Consider the following 17,926-nt stretch of genomic DNA (forward strand, 5'->3'; position numbering starts at 1 on the left):
TCACAGCGCAGATTCCTGACTCAGGATCGTGGCAAAGGTGCGGACGTGCCTGTTTCTCAGGCCGCTGCGTCTGCGGTGACCTGCGATGACCTGCGAAGAAGCTACCTAAAGCGCGGCGCCGAGACGGTCAGCGGGACCGCACGACCCCCGTCGAGGCGCGGACGATCAGCTCGGGCTCGTAAAGGGTCTCGTCCGGAGGCCCGGCGTGTCCGCCGATCTGTGCCTTCAAGGCGTCCACGGCGGCGGCGCCCATCGCGCGCACCGGCTGGCGCACCGTGGTCAGCGGCGGATCGGTGGCGATCATGTAGGGCGAGTCGTCGAAGCCGACCACCGACAGATCCCCGGGAATGCTCATGCCCTGCCGGTACGCGGCGCGCACGGCGCCCAGCGCCAGCGCGTCGCTGGCGCAGATCAGGGCCGTGGCTCCGGCCTCCAGCGGCCGGGCGGTCGCGGTACGGCCGTCTTCCATCGAGAATCCGGTGTGCGCGACCAGTTCCCGCCACGCGCCCGGGTCGCTGTCGGGAGCCGCGCGCCGTTCCCAGTCCGCGACGAAGGCGCCGAGTTTGCGGGCCGAGGGGATGTGGCCCCCGGGGCCCAGCAGCATGCCGATCCGGGTGTGGCCCAGCGCCCGCAGGTGCTCCAGCGCCTGGTCCACCGCCGAGGCGTCGTCGACGGTGATCCGGCGGACGCCGTCGTTGGCGTCGGCCGGGTTGATCAGGACGACCGGGATGCCGCGCTCTTTCAGGGTGCGGCCGTGCTCGGGCCCGGCGTCGGCGTAGGAGGAGCCGATGAAGACGATTCCGGCGACCTCGTGGTCCATCAGGAGTTTGATGTAGTTGGCCTCGGACACGCCGTCCGCGGTGCGGGTGCACAGCACCGGCATGAGGCCCTGCTTCACCAGTCCGGCCGAGACGGTCTCCACGAACGCCGGGAAGATCGGGTTCTGCAGGTCCGGCACGACCAGGCCGACCAGGCCGGCCCGGTGCCCGCGCAGCTTGGACGGGCGCTCGTGTCCGAGCACGTCGAGGGCCGTCAGGACGCGCTCCCGCGTCTCCTGGGCTATGGACGGCTGGTCGTTGAGGACGCGGCGGACCGTGGCGAGACTCACGCCAGCGAACGCGGCTACCTCAGTAAGCTTCGTGGCCACGGGCGTCAGCGTACAACCGATCTACGCAAGAAACGACGTGATCTTTGACGAAAATCGTCATCGCATCCCGACGCGGGCTCCTCAAGCGCCCTTGGCGCCGTCCCGGAGCGGCCCGGTCGACCCCCGCACGACGAGCTCCGGCTCGAACAGGAGCTCCTCCTCGCTCGCCGCCGCCCCCTCGACCTGGTTCAGCAGCAGCGTCACCGCGGCCCGGCCCATCGCCTCGATCGGCTGGCGCACCGTGGTCAGCGGCGGGTCGGTGCAGTTCATGAAGCCGGAATCGTCGAAGCCGATCACCGAGACGTCGGCCGGCACGTCCTTCCCGGCCCGGCGCACGGCGCGGATCGCGCCCAGGGCCAGGATGTCGCTGCCGCACACCAGGCCGGTGACGTCCTTGGCCAACAGGCGCGCGGCCGCCGCCCGGCCGGCCTCCATCGAGAACTGCGCGTGCGCGACCTCGACCGTCACGGCCCCCGACGACCGCGCGGCCTGCGCGCGCAGCGACGCGACCCGGCGCTGCGAGGGCACGTGGTCCTCCGGGCCGACGACCGCGCCCAGGCGGGTGTGCCCCATCGAGACCAGGTGCCCGAAGGACTGCTCGGAGGCGACCTCGTCATCGGTGGCGACGCAGGGGAAACCCAGATGGCCGACGGCCGCGTTGAACAGCACGACCGGCACGCCGCGCTCCCGGAGCAGTTCGTAGTGCTCGTGCGGCGCGTCCGCCTCGGCGTAGTGCCCGCCGCAGAAGACGACGCCGGACACCTGCTGGTCGAGCAGCATGTCGACGTAGTAGGCCTCTGATAAGCCGCCGGTCGTGCGGGTGCACAGCACCGGGGTGAAGCCGCGCTGCGCGAGGGCGCCGCCGACCACCTCGGCCAGCGCCGGGAAGATCGGGTTCTGCAGTTCCGGCAGCACCAGGCCGATCAGCCGCGCGCGCTCGCCGCGCAGCTGGGTGGGGCGCTCGTAGCCGAGCACGTCGAGGGCGGTCAGCACAGCTTCGCGGGTCGCCTCGGCCACGCCGGGCCGGTTGTTGAGGACCCGGCTCACGGTCGCCTCGCTCACGCCGACCTTCTTCGCGACTTCGGCAAGGCGGCGGGCTGGTGGGGGAGTCATGGTCGCAACGATACGACAGGTGCCCGCAAGCGTTTGCGGGAAGCCGTTCATTTTGTGAGCGCGGCAGTGCGATGGCGCACGCCGTCCACGGCCGGGCCGCATGATCTTTTTCGGGATTCCGGAACCGTCGCGCGGGATCCGGCACATTCCGTCGACCTGGCGCGGGTTTGGATTTCCGGGCGGTATGCACCGATTCGCCCATCAAGACCGTGATGGAGTCGTGTCCTTGCGGTCTTTCATCGACATCTTGCGTTCATCTTTGACCGTCAGTACGGTGAGCCCCACTCGGCACCACATCGCAAGCGTTCGCCATCACATTCAGGTTTCCCACCGCGCACTCCAAGCGCAGGTCCCCCTTATGGAAGGTGTTCGATGATGAGTCCCGCCCGACGGCCCGCGGCGCGCCGGATAGCCGCCGCCGTCCTCGTCGCAGGCCTCGGCGTCTCCGCCGCGGCGTGCTCCAGCAGCAAGAGCTCCCAGAACGCCGCCGCTCCGGCCGGGGGCGACGGCCCGGTCACCATCTCGGTGGCCTGCGAGCCGCCGACCAGCCAGGCCAAGCAGCGCACCGAGTGGCTCCAGGACGTCGCGACGTTCGAGAAGGCCAACCCGAACGTCACGATCAAGGGCGTCGACACCTACCCGTGCGAGAACACCGCGACGTTCACCGCGCAGCTGAAGGCCGGCACCGAGCCCGATGTGTTCCACATGTACTTCACCGACCTGAACCAGGTCCTGGACGCCGGGCAGGCCGCGGACATCACGTCCTACGTCAACGACACCACCGTCCCCGGCTTCAGCGACATCGCGCCGTCGGCGATGGCCGCGGTCACCGCCGGCAAGACCGTCTACGGACTGCCGACCGGCATCTACACCCAGGGCCTGATCATCAACCGCAAGCTGTTCCAGCAGGCCGGCCTCGACCCGGACCGGCCGCCGACGACGTGGGCCGACGTGGAGAAGGACGCCAAGGCGATCACCGCGCTCGGCAACGGGATCTACGGCTACGGCGAGTACAGCGCGGGCAACAACGGCGGCTGGCACTTCTCCTCGGAGGTCGACGCCAACGGCGGCCAGATGGTCGGCGGCGACGGCAAGGCGGCGTTCAACGCCCAGCCGGCCACCGACGTCCTCCAGGCGCTGCACCAGATGCGCTTCGTCGACGACTCGATGAGCCCGACGCAGCAGCTGAAGTGGGGCGACCTGCAGAAGCAGATGGGCGCCGGCAAGCTCGGCATGTACATCGCCGCCCCCGACGACATCTACAACGTGATCGTTCCGCAGGACGGCGGCAACGTCGACGACTTCGGCGTCGGTCCGCTGCCGAGCACCAGCGGCACCCCGGCCGGCTCGTTGTCCGGCGGCGACGCGCTGGTGTTCAACAAGCACGACACCCCGGCGCAGATCCGCGCGGGCGTCAAGTGGATCGCCTTCGCCATGCTGACGCCGGGCCAGGGCCAGTTCAACTACGCGCGCACCAAGGCCGACGGCCTGCCGGTCGGCTTCCCCGAGCCGCTGGACTGGGTCGGCGCCACCTCGGCGAAGAACGAGCAGCTCAAGGCGGCGAGCCAGACCGTCGACACGGCGCACTTCAAGACGTTCGTGGACGCGCACGAGAAGGGCATGGGGGAGCCCACCGACGCGCAGGCCGTCTACAAGACCCTCGACGCGACGATGCTCAGCGTGCTGCAGGACCCCAACGCCAACGTCGCCGCACTGTTGAAGACCGCTGAGACGCAGGTGAACACGCTGCTCGCGAACGCGAGCTAGCCCGACACGACAGCGAGCCGATCAGGGAGCGGTGATGGCCGAGCAAGTCCTCAGCAGACCGGGACGGCGCAGTCCGGGACGGGCCGACGGCAAACCGGGCTGGGGCCCGGGCCTGGGCCGGAGCGGGGGTCCGGGCCGGGGTTCGAGCGGTGTGCCCGACGGCGGCCGGGACGGCAGGTTCCTCAGGGTCCTGCGCCGCCAACTCGGCGCCCACGGCTTCCTGATCGGCGCGGTGCTGTGCTTCGCGATGTTCTCGTGGTACCCGATGATCCGCGAGATCATCATGAGCTTCCAGCAGACGCACCGGGACAAGATCACTCGCCAGCCGAAGACCACTTGGGCCGGCTTCCAGAACTACACGCGGATCATCCACGATCCGACCTTCGCGCAGGCCTGGAAGAACACGATCGAGTTCAGCCTGCTGGCGTTGCTGATCGGCTTCGCGGTGCCGTTCCTCACCGCGATCATCCTCAACGAGCTGCGGCACGCGCGCGGGTATCTCCGGATCCTGGTGTACCTGCCGGTGATGCTGCCGCCGGCCTCGGCGCTGCTGCTGTTCCAGTACTTCTACGACCCGAACTTCGGCCTGTTCGACCACCTGCTGCGGATGCTGCACCTGCCGACGTCGCAGTTCGTCCAGTCCTCCGGCAGCGCGCTGGTCTCCGTCACCATCGCCTCGACCTGGATGAACATGGGCGGCACGACGCTCATCTACCTGGCGGCCCTGCAGAACATCCCCGGCGAGCTCTACGAGGCCGCCGAACTGGACGGCGCGGGCATCCTCGGCCGAGTCCGGCATGTCACGATCCCGCAGACCCGGCTGATCCTGTCGATGATGCTGATGCTGCAGATCGTGGGCACGATGCAGCTGTTCATCGAGCCGTTCATCCTCACCAACGGAGGGGCCGGACCGGGGAACTCGACCGTGTCGGTGGTGAACCTGATCTACCAGTACGCCTTCAACCTGTCCGGATCCAGCAACTACAACAGTGCCTCGGCGCTCGGCGTCCTGCTGATGCTCGTGCTCGGCGTCTTCTCCGCCGGGTACCTGTGGCTCAGCCGGGACCGGGACTAGGACCAGGGAGCGAGAAACATGTCGACCAGAACCCTCGTCTCGACGACCGCCCTGAACCGCCGCCGCGGCCGCATCGCCTACCGGTGCACGGCCACGACCGTGATCGTCGCGTTCACACTGATCTTCATCGGCCCGCTGTACTTCCTGTTCACCGACGGGCTGAAGTCGACACACGAGTCCGTACAGGTCCCGCCGACGCTCTACCCGCACGCGATCCACCCCGGCACCTACGCCGACGCCTGGACCGTCGGCGGCGTCGGCCGGCTGCTCGTCAACACCCTGTATTACGCGTTCGGCGCGCTGGCGTTCCAGCTCGTCTTCGACGTCGCCGCCGCCTACGCGCTGTCCAAGCTGCGCCCGGTGTTCGGCAACGCCCTGTTCGGGCTGATGCTCGCGACGCTGATGATCCCGGCGACGGTCCTGGTGGTGCCGCAGTACATCACGGTGTCGGACCTGCCGATCCTGCACGTGAACCTGGTCGGCACGCCCGAGGCGATCTGGTTGCCGGCGGTCGCCAACGGCTTCAGCATCTTCCTGCTCAAGCGGTTCTTCGACTCCATCCCCGGCGACCTGATGGCCGCGGCCGCGATCGACGGCGCCGGGCGGATGCGCACGCTGTGGTCCGTCGTCCTGCCGATGTCGCGTCCGATCCTCGGCGTGGTGTCGATCTTCGCGGTCACGGCGGTGTGGAAGGACTATCTGTGGCCGCTGCTCGTCGAGGGCGGCTACAGCCCGACCCGGGAGACGCTGAACGTCGGCATCACGCAGGCCGCTTCGACGTCGCCGCAGAACGTCGTCATCGCGGCCGCGGCGATCGCGGCCATTCCGCCGCTGATCTTCTTCCTGGTCTTCCAGCGCAACATCATGTCCGGCCTGACCGCCGGGAGTCTTAAGGGCTGAGCGCCCGAGTACCGCCGACGGACCGCGCGGGAGTGCCGCGCCGTCCGTATGGCACCGCCATGCCTGAACCCGAACCGTACGCATCAGAAAGCGGGTCCCTTCCATGACGACCGTTCAAGAGAACACGCTGTCCGTGGCCGGCGCTGAGGCCGTCTCCGACTCTGACGCCGTCTCCGGCCCTGACGCGCCGGCCCGCACCGGCGCGTGGTGGCGGGGAGCGGCGATCTACCAGGTCTACACGCGCAGCTTCGCCGACTCGAACGGCGACGGCGTCGGCGACCTCCCGGGCGTCCGTGCGAAGCTGCCCTACCTCGCGGCGCTGGGCATCGACGCGCTGTGGTTCAACCCCTGGTACCCCTCGCCGATGGCGGACGCCGGCTACGACATCGCCGACTACCGCGACATCGAGCCGTCCTTCGGCACCCTGGCGGACGCGGACCTGCTGATCGCCGAGGCCCACGACCACGGCATCAGGATCATCATCGACATCGTGCCGAACCACTGCTCGGACCGGCACCCCTGGTTCCTCGCGGCCCTGGCGTCCGAACCGGGCTCGGCGGAGCGCTCCCGCTTCTGGTTCCGTCCCGGCCGCGGCGAGGACGGTGCGCTGCCGCCGAACGACTGGCAGTCGATCTTCGGCGGCCCGGCGTGGACGCGGGTCGCGGCCGCCGACGGGACCCCGGGGGAGTGGTACCTGCACCTGTTCGCCCCCGAGCAGCCGGACCTGAACTGGACGTCCGAGGACGTCCGGGCGGAGTTCGAGGACGTCCTGCGCTTCTGGTTCGACCGAGGCGCGGACGGCATCCGCATCGACTCGGCGGCCCTGGTGACCAAGGACCCCGACCTGCCGGATCTGGCGTCGCACCCTTCTCCGCACCCGTACGAGGACCGCGACGACGTGCACGAGATCTACCGCGCCTGGCGTGCCGTCGCCGAGTCCTACGGCGGCGACCGGGCACTGATCGGCGAGCTGTGGATCCCGGACGCCGAGCGCTTCACGCGCTACTTCCGGCCCGACGAACTGCACAGCGCCTTCAACTTCCCGTACCTGTGCAGCGCGTGGGACGCGGCATGCTTGCGCTCGGTCATCGACGAGACCCTCGCCATCCACGCCCCGGTCGACGCCCCGGCGACCTGGGTCCTGTCGAACCACGACGTGGACCGGCACGTCTCCCGCTACGGCCGCGCGGACACCTCGTTCGGCTTGGACCGCCGCGAACACGGCCGCCCGGTGGACCTGGACCTCGGCACGCGCCGCGCCCGCGCCGCGGCCCTGCTGACATTCGCGCTGCCCGGCGCGGTCTACGTCTACCAGGGCGACGAACTGGGCCTGTGGGAGGTCGAGGACATCCCGTCCCAGCTGCGCCAGGACCCGATCTGGCGCCGCACCGGCGGCGCGGACCCGGGACGCGACGGTTGCCGCGTGCCGCTGCCCTGGTCGGGCGCGCAGCCGCCGTTCGGCTTCTCGCCGGACGACGCGCAGGCTGGGCCGTGGCTCCCGCAACCGGCGCTCTGGTCGGACCTCACGGTCGAGGCAGAGAGCGGCGACCCCGGCTCGATGCTGGAGCTCTACCGCGCCGCGCTGCGCATCCGGCGTCGCGAGCCGGGGCTCGGGGACGGCGCGCTGACGTGGATGGAGAGCGGGGAATCAGTGCTCGACTTCGTCCGGGACGGTCGCTTCCGGTGCGTGGCGAACCTGTCGTCGGACGCTGTTGTGCTGCCGGCGCACGACGGGGTGCTGTTGCAGAGCACTGATCTGGTCGATGGGTTGCTGCCGCCTGACGCGACGGTGTGGCTTCGGATCGGGGGCTGACGCGCGGCGCCTGCCGGCGGGGTCGCAGCTGCCTGCTGTTCTGTGGTGAATCAGGGCTCAGCGTTGCAGGCAGCTGCCCCGCCGACCGAACGGCGGCCGAGTCGTCACGGTGTCCGCTCTCCTCACGATCCGGCCGGATCCGCATCCGCCGGTTGCAGTTCCAGCTCCAGGCTGTGCACGTGCTCGTCACTGCGGTCGCTGTTCAGCCCGACCGAGATGGAGCCCTCGTCGGTGACCGCGAAGGAGACCTGGACCGTGCCCCCGGCCACCGACCACGAGTGGCCGCCGCGGCCGGTCCCGTCCATCAGGTCCCTGATCGCGCGCAGCGCCATGACCAGCTCCGGGTCGCCGGCGCCGTGGTCGTGGTGGGTTCGGCCGTGGTGCTCGGGGACCAGGGACACGCGCACGCTGTGCATCCGGTGCCGCGCGCGGCGGCCGCCGATCCGCAGGTGGGCCCCGATCACCGGCACGCGCAGATCGACCTTGCCGCCGACCGTGGTGTCCATCATGACGTGCAGAGTCAGTGTGGCCGACGCCGCGACCAGCTCTCCGGCGCGCGGTTCCGCGGCACCCTGGACCTCGCAGATGGAGGACTTCACCACTTCGACCAGGGTGCGGATGGCGACGCTCTCGCTGGTGACTTCCACGGACGGCTCCTCGAATCGGTCGCTGACACGAGAGCGGGCGTGGTTGCCACCGGTCCCGTTCTCAGAGGGCTCAGTGTCTTGATGCGGCCGTGCGTTACAGCGCCGCGGCGGCCTCCGGCGTGGTCACTGCCGGCGCTGGCCGGGTTCTGTGTTCCTCGGCACTGGTCAGGGGCCTGATGTTATATCTGGGAGCGCCCGCGCGTAGTTGTGCATAGCGGTGATTGGATCACCGCTGCACTGCGACCGGGGAGGACTGCGCGTGAGTCGGCTGATTCGTTGGGTGTCATGGATTTCGGTGTCGACGCTGTTGACCGTCGGGATGTCGGGGCTGCCGGCGGCTGCCGGCTCACCCCCGACACCACCCAGGCCCAAACCGCACATCCAGCCACTCGGTGACGGGAACTGGAAGTCGACTCCGGCTCCGAAGCCGGCGCCGGTGGCGGGGTGGAAGTCGCCGAAGGGCAAGGACGCGCCGCTGGTGAAGGCTGATCCGCATGCGAAGCGGGTCTCGGAGCTGACCGACAAGCGGACGGCGAACGCGTCGTTCTACAAGATGTCCGACGGCAGCGTGCAGGAGGAGCTGTCGGCGGTCCCGGTCCATTACCGGGACAGCCACGGCAAGTGGCAGAGCATTGACACGTCTGTCAAGCCCCTGAGTCATGCCGGCTACGTCGCGGGTGCCACCGGCAACACGTTCCAGACCTACTTCGGCTCCAGCGCTTCATCGCTGATCCGGATGGAGCAGGGCTCCAGCTCCATCCAGATGGGGCTGGACGGCGCGACGGTCTCGGCGCCGAAGGTCTCCGGCGAGACCGCGACGTATGCGAACGCGCTCCCTGGCACCGACTTGTCCTACCAGACCGGTCCGGACGGTGTGGCCGAGAAGATCGTCCTGGCCAAGGCGCCGGCGTCCGGCCCCGCCTACTCCTTCTCGCTCAAGGTCTCCGGGTTCACCCCCAAGCAGCTCGCCGACGGCGCGATCGCCTTCTACGGGTCCGAGTCGGCCAACCCGGCGTTCGTGATCCCCGCGCCCTACATGTCCGACAGCAAGCCGGACGTGAACTCGCCCTACGGCCTGGCCTACAGCGCCAAGGTCTCCCAGGCGATGACCTTCGACGCGGCCTCCGGGACCGTGCACGTGACGGTCACCCCGGACGCGTCGTGGCTCGCGGACAAGGCGCGCGTCTACCCGGTCACGGTCGATCCGACCATCGTGGTCTCCTCGACCTCGGCGACCGCGGCCAACGTGATGATCCTGGCCGACGGCGCCACCACGAACTACGACACCTCCTGGCGGCTGTCGGTCGGCACCACGGCGACCGGCGCGGCCCGCTCGCTGATCAAGTTCGCGCTGCCGACGGTGCCCGCGGGCACCACGCTCACCTCCGCGGACCTGCAGCTCTACTACGACCAGACGTTCACCACCGGTACGAATACAGTGCCGATGCAGGCGCTGGCGGCGAACGCGGCGTGGGATCCGACGACGGCGACGTGGAGCAACGCCTCCACGATCGGTGGTTCGGTGGCCGGCACGTCGCAGATGACGGCGAATCAGTTGGCGGTGTGGAACGACTTCCCGGTCACCTCGACCGTGCAGTCCTGGCTCAACGGGACGCTGACGAACAACGGGTTCGTGCTCAAGGCGACCAACGAGGCCACGCTCGGGCAGGGCGGCCCGCGCTACGAGGGCTCGGGCTACTACTACGGCGGCGAAGTCAAGAACTACCCGAAGCTGGTGCTCACCTACGGGGTTCCCGGCGTCACCGTGAACGCCCCGACGGTCATCCACTCCACCGGCGCGGAACTGTCCTGGCCCGCCTACAGCAACACCACCGGCAACTCGGCGAACGACATCGCCGAGTACCAGGTGCACCGCAGCATCTACCAGACGTTCACGCCGACCGCGGGCACCGAGATCTCGCCGATCTCATCGAGCCAGACCAGCTTCGTCGACTCCACCGCGGTGCCGACCCCGGCGAACAACTCCGACCCGTATGGCAACGCCTACTACTACATGGTCGTGGTCAAGACCAAGTCCGGAGCGCTGATATCGGGGCCGACGACCGTGGTCCGGCTGCCGGAGGCGGGCCGCACGACCCTTCTCATCCCGGCGCGGTCGGCGACCACGCTGTCCTCGACCGAGCCCACCACGGTTCTCAATACTCTGAGCAACGCCGGCACGCCGCAGCCGTGGCTGGAGGTCGGCGACAACTCCGGTACCTACGGCATCACCCGCTCGGTCTTCAACTTCCCGGCGCTGACGGCGGTGCCGTCCGGGTCCACGGTGTTGGACGCGCATCTGAAGCTGTGGCAGGAGACGACCACCACCAACACCAGCGGCGCGGTGTATGAGCTGCATCCGCTGACCAAGCCGTTCACCGGGACTCAGGCGACGTGGAACAGCGCCGCCACCGGAACGGCGTGGACCGCGCCCGGCGGTGACATCGGCGCGGTGGACGGCACCCTGAACACCTTCACCAACGATCCGAACCGCCGCAACTTCGACGCCACCAGTATCGTCCAGGGCTGGGTCAACACCCCGAGCACGGCTGACGGCCTGCTGGTCAAGGAGGCCGCCGAGGGCTCGACCGCGCCGCAGGAACGCACGATCTTCGCCGGTCCCGCCACCGCCGAGCCGGCGCTGGCCCCGACACTGGTCGTGACCTACCTGGACAGCTCGACCGGGTCCACCTACTACGCGCCGTCCACCCCGACGGATATGAACCCGGGCACCACCTACAGCGTCCCGGTGACGATCAACAACACCACCGCGACCGCGTGGACGGCCGCGAACGACGTGCTGACCTACCACTGGCTGCTGCCGGACGGCACCGACGTCACGGGTACCAGCCAGCTGCAGACCGCGCTGCCGTCCGACCTCGCGCCGGCCGGCACCGTCACGCTGAACGCGCAGGTGACCCCGCCGACGCCGACCGACGGCAACCAGGCCGAGGGCGCCACGCTGGCGTGGGACATGTACAACAAGTCCACCGGGGTGTACCTGTCCTCCGGCGGCACCTTCGCCACCGCGCAGGGCGTCACGAAGGCGAACACCGCCTACCACTCCTCCGGCCTGGCCGCCATGGCCGCCGGCACCGGCGGGATCGGCTCCCTCCAGCAGCAGGTGTCGGTGGACCCCAGCGGTAACAACCAGCTGGGCCTGGAGAAGTTCTACCCGTACACCACCACCGATACCGGCTCGGGCGGCACCCTGTACTCGAACACCGCCTCCGGCAACACGGTGTGGAACGACGAGCTGATCAACAACCCGTCCGTCGGCTTCAGCACGACGCTGGGCCTGTCGTACAACTCGATGTCCACGATGGACACCACCACCGGGTTCGGCTGGTCGATCGAGGCGTCCGCGCCGATCCGTCTGGGCAGCAACCTGCAGTTCCACCCGCAGACCAACCCGACGTCGATCGTCATGGTCGACGGCACCGGCAACGCCCACCAGTGGAAGTGGGGCCCGAACCCGAACGACGGCAACAAGACCGAGTGGATCTCCCCGCCGGGCGTGCACCTGTTCCTGCAGGGCACCGCCTGCAAGCCGCAGGACACCAACGCCCGGGCCTGGAGCATGACCCGGCCGGACCGCACCACGTACTACTTCGACTGCGAGGGCTACCCGACCGCGCAGATCGACGCCAACGGCAATGAGGCGGACTTCAGCTACACGCAGCGCCAGTCGCAGAACAAGCCCGAGGAGTTCCTCGACTACATCTCCGACCCGCTGCACAACCAGACGCTGACGCTCTCCTACTACAACAAGGGCGACAGCTACTCCTCCGTCGACCCCACCACCGGCTCGCTGGTCCCCGGCACGAACCTGACCGACCCGGCGATCATCGACCACGTCAAGTCGATCACCGACATCTCCGGCCGGACCATCGACCTCTACTACACGAGCAACGGACTGCTCGGCCAGATGGTGGACGGCGCCGGAACCCCGATCGCCAAGACCTTCGGGTTCAGCTACGACGCGACGCAGGGCATGAAGAACGTCAAGCTGGTCTCGGTGAAGGACCCGCGCGGCAACGGCACGGGCCTGATCTACTACCCGACGTCCTCGGCCACCAAGTGGTGGACGAAATCAGTGACCAACCGGGACTCGCAGACCACGACCTTCGCCTACACCCTGGGCACCTCCGGGAACAGCGCGACCGTCACCGATCCCAAGCAGGCCGACTGGGTCTACGACACGGACAGCTTCGGCCGGCTGACCAGCTCGGTGGACCCGGCGGTGAACGGCCACGCGAGCACCACCACCATCGGCTGGGACACCGACAACAACGTCACCGACGTGACGGAGGACAACGGCGCGCACTCCCAGTGGAACTACAACCTGAACACCGGCTTCCCCAACTGGTACAAGGACGCGCTGGCGGTCAAGAACAACACCGCCGCGACCGCCTACACCTACGCCACGACGGTCAGCACCGACCCCTTGACCGGGCACGTCGCCTGGCTGACCGACACCACGTCGCCGATGGGGCGCCGCAGCCACTACACCTACTACCCGCTCAACCCGACCGATCCGGGCTACGTCGCGACGGCGGGCTACGCCGGGAACGTCGCCACCGTTCAGGCCCCGGACGGCACCGCCTCCGGCGCTCCGGCGAACTCCTCCCTGACCACGTACACGTACGACATGTACGGCCAGGTGGCGAGCGTCAAGGACGCGGACAACAACACCACCACCTACAACCGCTTCTACACGATCTCCGGATCGAGTACCCAGTTCCCCGAGCCCACCGGCCAGCCGCGCACGGTCACCGACGCGCTGCTGAACACCACGAGCTACGTCTACGGCTCCCGGGGTGAGCTGACCTCCACCACCGACCCGCTGGGCCACACCTCCACCGAGCACTACGACGTGTTCCTGCGTCCGCTGGACTCGGTGTCGCCCAAGGACGCCACGAGCGGGACGACGATCACCACCGCGGCGCCGGTGTACGACGCGAACGACAACGTCACCCAGGTCTCCGCGCCGATCTACACCGGCGCGTCGACCGCCGGCGCGGTCATGACCACCGCCTACGGTAAGGACGACCAGCCGCTGACCGTGACCGCGCCGCCGAACAACGGCACCGCGGCCCGGGTGACCACCTACGGCTACGACGCCAACGGGAACCGCACCTCGGTCACCGAACCGTTGGGCAACCCGGCCGCCTCGCCGCCGACCTACACCACGACCACCCACTTCGACCCGGTCAACGAGGTGGACTGGAGCACCGACGCGGCCGGGGACAAGACGCAGTACGGCTACGACACCGTCGGGAACAAGGTCACGGTCACCGATCCGCGGCTCAACGTCTCGCAGACCGCGTACGACGTCGACCACCAGGTCACCGGCACCACCGACGCGGCCGGCGCGACCACGTCGATCGCCTACGACCTGGACGGCGTCAAGCTCTCCACCACCGACCAGGTCGGCACCACCGTCAACTACACGGTCGACGCCAACGGCCAGGTCACCCAGGTCCAGGTGCCGCACGCGATGAACCCGTCGGGCACCGCGACCGAGTACGACGACACCCAGTACGTCTACGACCAGGCCGGCAACAACGTCGCGGTGATCTCCCCGAAGGGGGTGGCCGCCGGCAGCACCGGCGCGACCGGCCCGTTCACCACCTCGACGCAGTACGACCCGGACAACCGGGTGTCCAAGGTGCTCGGCGCATTCGACCCGACCGACGCCCTGTACAAGGCCGACCAGCAGCCCGAGACCGACTACCACTACGACACCGCCGGCCGGGTCACCAGCGTCGACCGGCTCCGGAAGGCCAACGCCTACAACGGCATCACCCCGGGGAGCCCGGAGGACGCCAAGACCGCCTACACCTACTTCGACAACGGCTGGACGCAGAGCTCCAGCGACCCGTTCCACATCACCACCTCCTACGACTACAACGCCGCCGGGCAGCAGGTCACCCGCGAGGTGGCCAGCTCCGACAGCGGCGACACGACCGGCGGAGTGGCCGGCGTCAGCGGCGGCCAGCGGTACCTGAACTGGGGCTACTACCCGGACGGCTCGCTGCAGAGCTACAAGGACACCGGCCTGCCGGACGGCTGGCAGGACCAGATCGTCACCGCCGACTCGTGGAACACCAGCACCAGCGGGTGGAACGCGGGCGCGGCCGGCGGCGGCTACGACGGTTCGACCTACTACACCAGCGGATCCGGCGACTTCACCTGGAACCTCGCCGTCCCGCAGAAGGGTGACTACCAGGTCTACGTCTGGGACTCGAAGGCCGGCGCCGGCGGTGCCGTGTACAACTTCATCGACAGCGGCGGCGTCAGCCACTCGCTGGGCGCCCTGGACCAGACCAAGAACGCGGGCACCTGGCAGGTGCTGAACCAGGGTGCGACGATCTCGCTGAGCGCGGGCGCCGGCACCGGCACGGGTAACGGCAACCAGTCCATCCAGCTGGTGCCCGGGGTTTCGGGGAACATCGCCGACGCGGTCAAGATCGTGTGCACCGACTGCGGCACCGGAACCACCCAGGCCGACACCTTCAGCTACTCCTACGACGCCAACGGCAACCTGTCGGACATCGCGGACGGCTCGCCGAACGCGCAGTTCGACCACTACACGCCGACCTTCAACAACCTCGACAAGCTCACCCAGCTGGTGGAGAAGAAGGCCGGCACCGCCGTCCACACCCTGACCTACCACTACGACCCCGCCGGCAACCTGGACACCCAGACCCAGGACCAGTCCAGCGGCACTTTCGTGCACAACGCGCTGAACGAGCTGTCGCAGGTCACGGACACGCAGAACGGCGGCGCGCCGCTGGTCACCGGCTACATGTACTACCCCAACGGCCAGCTGCGCACGGAGACCAAAGACAACAAGAACGTCGTCACCAACAGCTACAACTACGACGGCACCCTGGCCGGCAGCATCGAGGCGACCTCGACCGGCACCACCGTCGACTCGCACCTGCTGAGCTACGACTCCAACAACAACGTCACCGAGGACAAGGCCGCGGTCCAGAACGCCGGCAGCGGCACACTGTCTCAGGACTCGATCCTGACGTACAGCCCGAACAACCAGGTCACCTCGGAGACCAACGGCAAGGACGACCAGAAGTACATCTACGACAGCGCCGGGAACATCGAGGAGCAGACCCTCAAGGACCCGACCAGCGGCGCCAACGCCACCACCGACTTCACCTACGACCGGGACCGGCTGTACGCCGCGACCCCGCAGGCCGGTACCGGCGGCATCTACCAGTACGACACGCTGGGCCGGCTGCACGACGTCGCCAACGGGCTGTTCCAGCTCAGCGGCACGGTGAGCCAGCAGTACAGCTACGACGGCTTCGACAACCTCACCTCCCAGACGTCGATCACCAGTGACGGCTCGGGCGGTCAGACCAGCAACACCACGACCACCGCGTACGACTCGCTGAACCGGGCGGTCAGCCAGGCGATCAACCCCGGCAGCGCCACGTCGCAGTCGGAGAAGCTGGACTACCTGGGCACCAGCGGCACGGTGGCCGACGAGACCGTCAGCATCCCGGCCGGTGCCGGCGGTGCCGGAACCGCCGCGGACACCATCACCAAGACGTACGACTACTCGGCGAACGGGGAGCGGCTGGCGCTGCTCAACCACGATCCGAACAACGCCCCGGCGACCGACCAGACCGAGTACTACACCTACAACCAGCACGCCGATGTCGAGGCGCTGACCAACAGCACCGGCTCGACCACGGGCACCTACGGCTACACCGCCTACGGTGTCGACGACAAGAATCTGGACTCCGGCACCGACACCGTCGGCGCCAGCCCGACCGCGTTCCCGTTCAACGCCTACCGGTTCAACTCGGCGCGGATCTCCACCACCTCCGGCAACCTGAGCATGGGCGCCCGGAGCTACGACCCGAACATCAACCGGTTCGTCAGTCGTGACTCCTACAACGGGGCCGGCGCCGACGCGGGCCTGTCCGGCGGCAGCCGGTACGGCTTCGCCGGCGGCAACCCGATCAGCAACGTGGAACAGGACGGCCACAGCTTCCTGAGCTGGCTGGGCGGCGCGGGCGGCGGCGTGATCGGCGGCTGGGTCGGCAAGGCCATCGGGTACGGGGTCTGCAACGCCCTGCTGGACGCGGAGACGGCCGGCGCCGGCATCGCGATCTGCGCGGGCGTCGCGAGCCTGGCCGGCGCGGTGGTCGGCGGTGCCGCCGGCACCGTGGCCGCCCAGGGTGTCTCCTGCGCCGAGACCGGCGGGAGCGCCTGCTCCGGCGGTGCCTTCGCCTCGGCGGCGGGGGAGGGTGCGGTCTTCGGCGCGGTCGCCGAGGGCGTGGCCGTCCTGCTGCCCGAGACCATGGCGGGCTGGGCCGCCGGCGGCCTGTCCAACGCCGCGGGCGGGGCGGCGAGCTACGGCGTCGGCTGCGCGGTCGGTGCGGAGTGCTCGTTCAGCGGGCTGGCCGAGGCGACGGCGTTCTCCGGCGCCCTCGGCGCGGTGTTCGGCGCCTTCGGCGGTCCGAAGTGCGGCGGCCAGAGCTTCACCGCGGACACCCAGGTCCAGCTGGCCGACGGCAGCACCAAGCCGATCAGCCAGATGAAGGCCGGCGACAAGGTCAAGTCGACCGACACCGCCACCGGCAAGACCAAGGACAGCACCGCTTCCGAAGTCCTGGTCAACCACGACACCGACCTGTACGACCTCACGGTTCACACCGCGAAGGGCGACCAGGTCGTCCACACCACGGCGCACCACCTGTTCTTCGACAAGACCCGGAAGAACTGGGTGGAGGCCGCCAAGCTGCCCAAGGGCGACCAGCTCACCACGGACGACGGCAGCGCCGTCACCGCGGTCGGCGGCCTCACCCCGGCGAAGTCCGACGGCGACATGTGGGACCTGACGGTCCCCGGCGACCACGACTTCTACGTCGAGGCCGGCGGTACAACGGTCCTGGTCCACAACTGCGGCGGTGACCAGTACGACTGGAACGGCCAGGTGCGTTACGGCGCCCTGGACGATCTGAAGCGGCCCACCGGCATCGACGCGATGGTGACCCGGGACATGCTCAACAAGGGGTCCGAGGCCGGTTCCCGGCGGACTCCCGGATGGCGCGGCAACGGGACGCTGTTCAACGAGGCGCGCGGCCACTTGCTGGCCGGACGTCTCGGCGGACGCGGGGTCGGGCGGTACTCGAAGTACAACCTGGTGACCCTGGAACAGACGCCGACCAACTCGCCGCTCATGCGGGACATGTTCGAGCAGTGGGTGTACGACACGGTGAAGGCCGAGGGGTCGGTGCAATACTCGGTGAAACCCGTGTACGCGGGCACCAACCCCATTCCCATCAGCCTGGAGTTCAGCGGAGTCGGAGCCGGCGGCTCTACGATGTCTGGATTCCTGGACAACCCGGCCGCGGGGGTGAGGACTGCGGTTCCCAACCTTCCGTAGCCAAGTAGTAGTCAAGTGATAGCCAAGTAGTCGACTAGCACGA

The 17,926-nt window shown here is 68.9% G+C and carries 8 protein-coding genes; 5 read left to right on the forward strand and 3 right to left on the reverse strand.

Annotation, left to right across the window (positions count from 1 at the left end):
* Positions 1–127: 127 nt before the first annotated feature.
* Both ABH935_RS07295 and ABH935_RS07300 read right to left on the reverse strand, forming a co-directional pair.
* A complete protein-coding gene (locus tag ABH935_RS07295) occupies positions 128–1,147 on the reverse strand; it encodes a LacI family DNA-binding transcriptional regulator (RefSeq protein WP_370377013.1) in 1,020 nt (339 codons plus the stop codon).
* Between the two features lie 81 nt (positions 1,148–1,228).
* Positions 1,229–2,260 carry a LacI family DNA-binding transcriptional regulator gene (locus ABH935_RS07300; RefSeq protein WP_370377014.1) on the reverse strand — a complete coding sequence of 344 codons (1,032 nt, stop codon included), beginning with the start codon at positions 2,258–2,260 and terminating at the stop codon, positions 1,229–1,231.
* A 375-nt stretch (positions 2,261–2,635) separates the two neighbouring features.
* On the opposite strand from ABH935_RS07300, the gene ABH935_RS07305 reads away from it, so the two are divergent.
* The 4 genes from ABH935_RS07305 (at position 2,636) to ABH935_RS07320 (ending at position 7,815) form a co-directional block, all read left to right on the forward strand.
* Positions 2,636–4,027 (forward strand): ABC transporter substrate-binding protein, encoded by a 1,392-nt coding sequence (locus ABH935_RS07305; protein ID WP_370377015.1) that lies wholly within the window; start codon positions 2,636–2,638, stop codon positions 4,025–4,027.
* A gap of 34 nt (positions 4,028–4,061) precedes the next feature.
* Entirely contained in the window at positions 4,062–5,102 is a 1,041-nt protein-coding gene (locus ABH935_RS07310; RefSeq protein ID WP_370377016.1) for a carbohydrate ABC transporter permease, read from the forward strand.
* Between the two features lie 18 nt (positions 5,103–5,120).
* Positions 5,121–6,002, forward strand: coding sequence for a carbohydrate ABC transporter permease (locus tag ABH935_RS07315; RefSeq protein ID WP_370377017.1), 882 nt, complete (start codon positions 5,121–5,123; stop codon positions 6,000–6,002).
* 103 nt (positions 6,003–6,105) lie between these two features.
* Positions 6,106–7,815 carry an alpha-amylase family glycosyl hydrolase gene (locus tag ABH935_RS07320; RefSeq protein ID WP_370377018.1) on the forward strand — a complete coding sequence of 570 codons (1,710 nt, stop codon included), beginning with the start codon at positions 6,106–6,108 and terminating at the stop codon, positions 7,813–7,815.
* Positions 7,816–7,937: 122 nt separating this feature from the next.
* Here ABH935_RS07320 and ABH935_RS07325 read toward each other — a convergent pair whose 3' ends face one another.
* Positions 7,938–8,462 carry a trypco2 family protein gene (locus ABH935_RS07325; protein WP_370377019.1) on the reverse strand — a complete coding sequence of 175 codons (525 nt, stop codon included), beginning with the start codon at positions 8,460–8,462 and terminating at the stop codon, positions 7,938–7,940.
* 295 nt (positions 8,463–8,757) lie between these two features.
* On the opposite strand from ABH935_RS07325, the gene ABH935_RS07330 reads away from it, so the two are divergent.
* Complete coding sequence (locus ABH935_RS07330) at positions 8,758–17,883, forward strand: DNRLRE domain-containing protein (protein WP_370377020.1); 9,126 nt, start codon at positions 8,758–8,760, stop codon at positions 17,881–17,883.
* Positions 17,884–17,926 lie beyond the last annotated feature (43 nt).

Source organism: Catenulispora sp. GAS73 (assembly GCF_041262085.1).
GTDB lineage: Bacteria > Actinomycetota > Actinomycetes > Streptomycetales > Catenulisporaceae > Catenulispora.

Excerpts from the sequence above, each read along its gene's own strand:
- ABH935_RS07310 (WP_370377016.1), top strand. The coding sequence starts at position 4,062 with ATGGCCGAGCAAGTCCTCAGCAGACCGGGACGGCGCAGTCCGGGACGG.
- ABH935_RS07300 (WP_370377014.1), bottom strand. The coding sequence starts at position 2,260 with ATGACTCCCCCACCAGCCCGCCGCCTTGCCGAAGTCGCGAAGAAGGTC.
- ABH935_RS07305 (WP_370377015.1), top strand. The coding sequence starts at position 2,636 with ATGAGTCCCGCCCGACGGCCCGCGGCGCGCCGGATAGCCGCCGCCGTC.
- ABH935_RS07320 (WP_370377018.1), top strand. The coding sequence starts at position 6,106 with ATGACGACCGTTCAAGAGAACACGCTGTCCGTGGCCGGCGCTGAGGCC.
- ABH935_RS07315 (WP_370377017.1), top strand. The coding sequence starts at position 5,121 with ATGTCGACCAGAACCCTCGTCTCGACGACCGCCCTGAACCGCCGCCGC.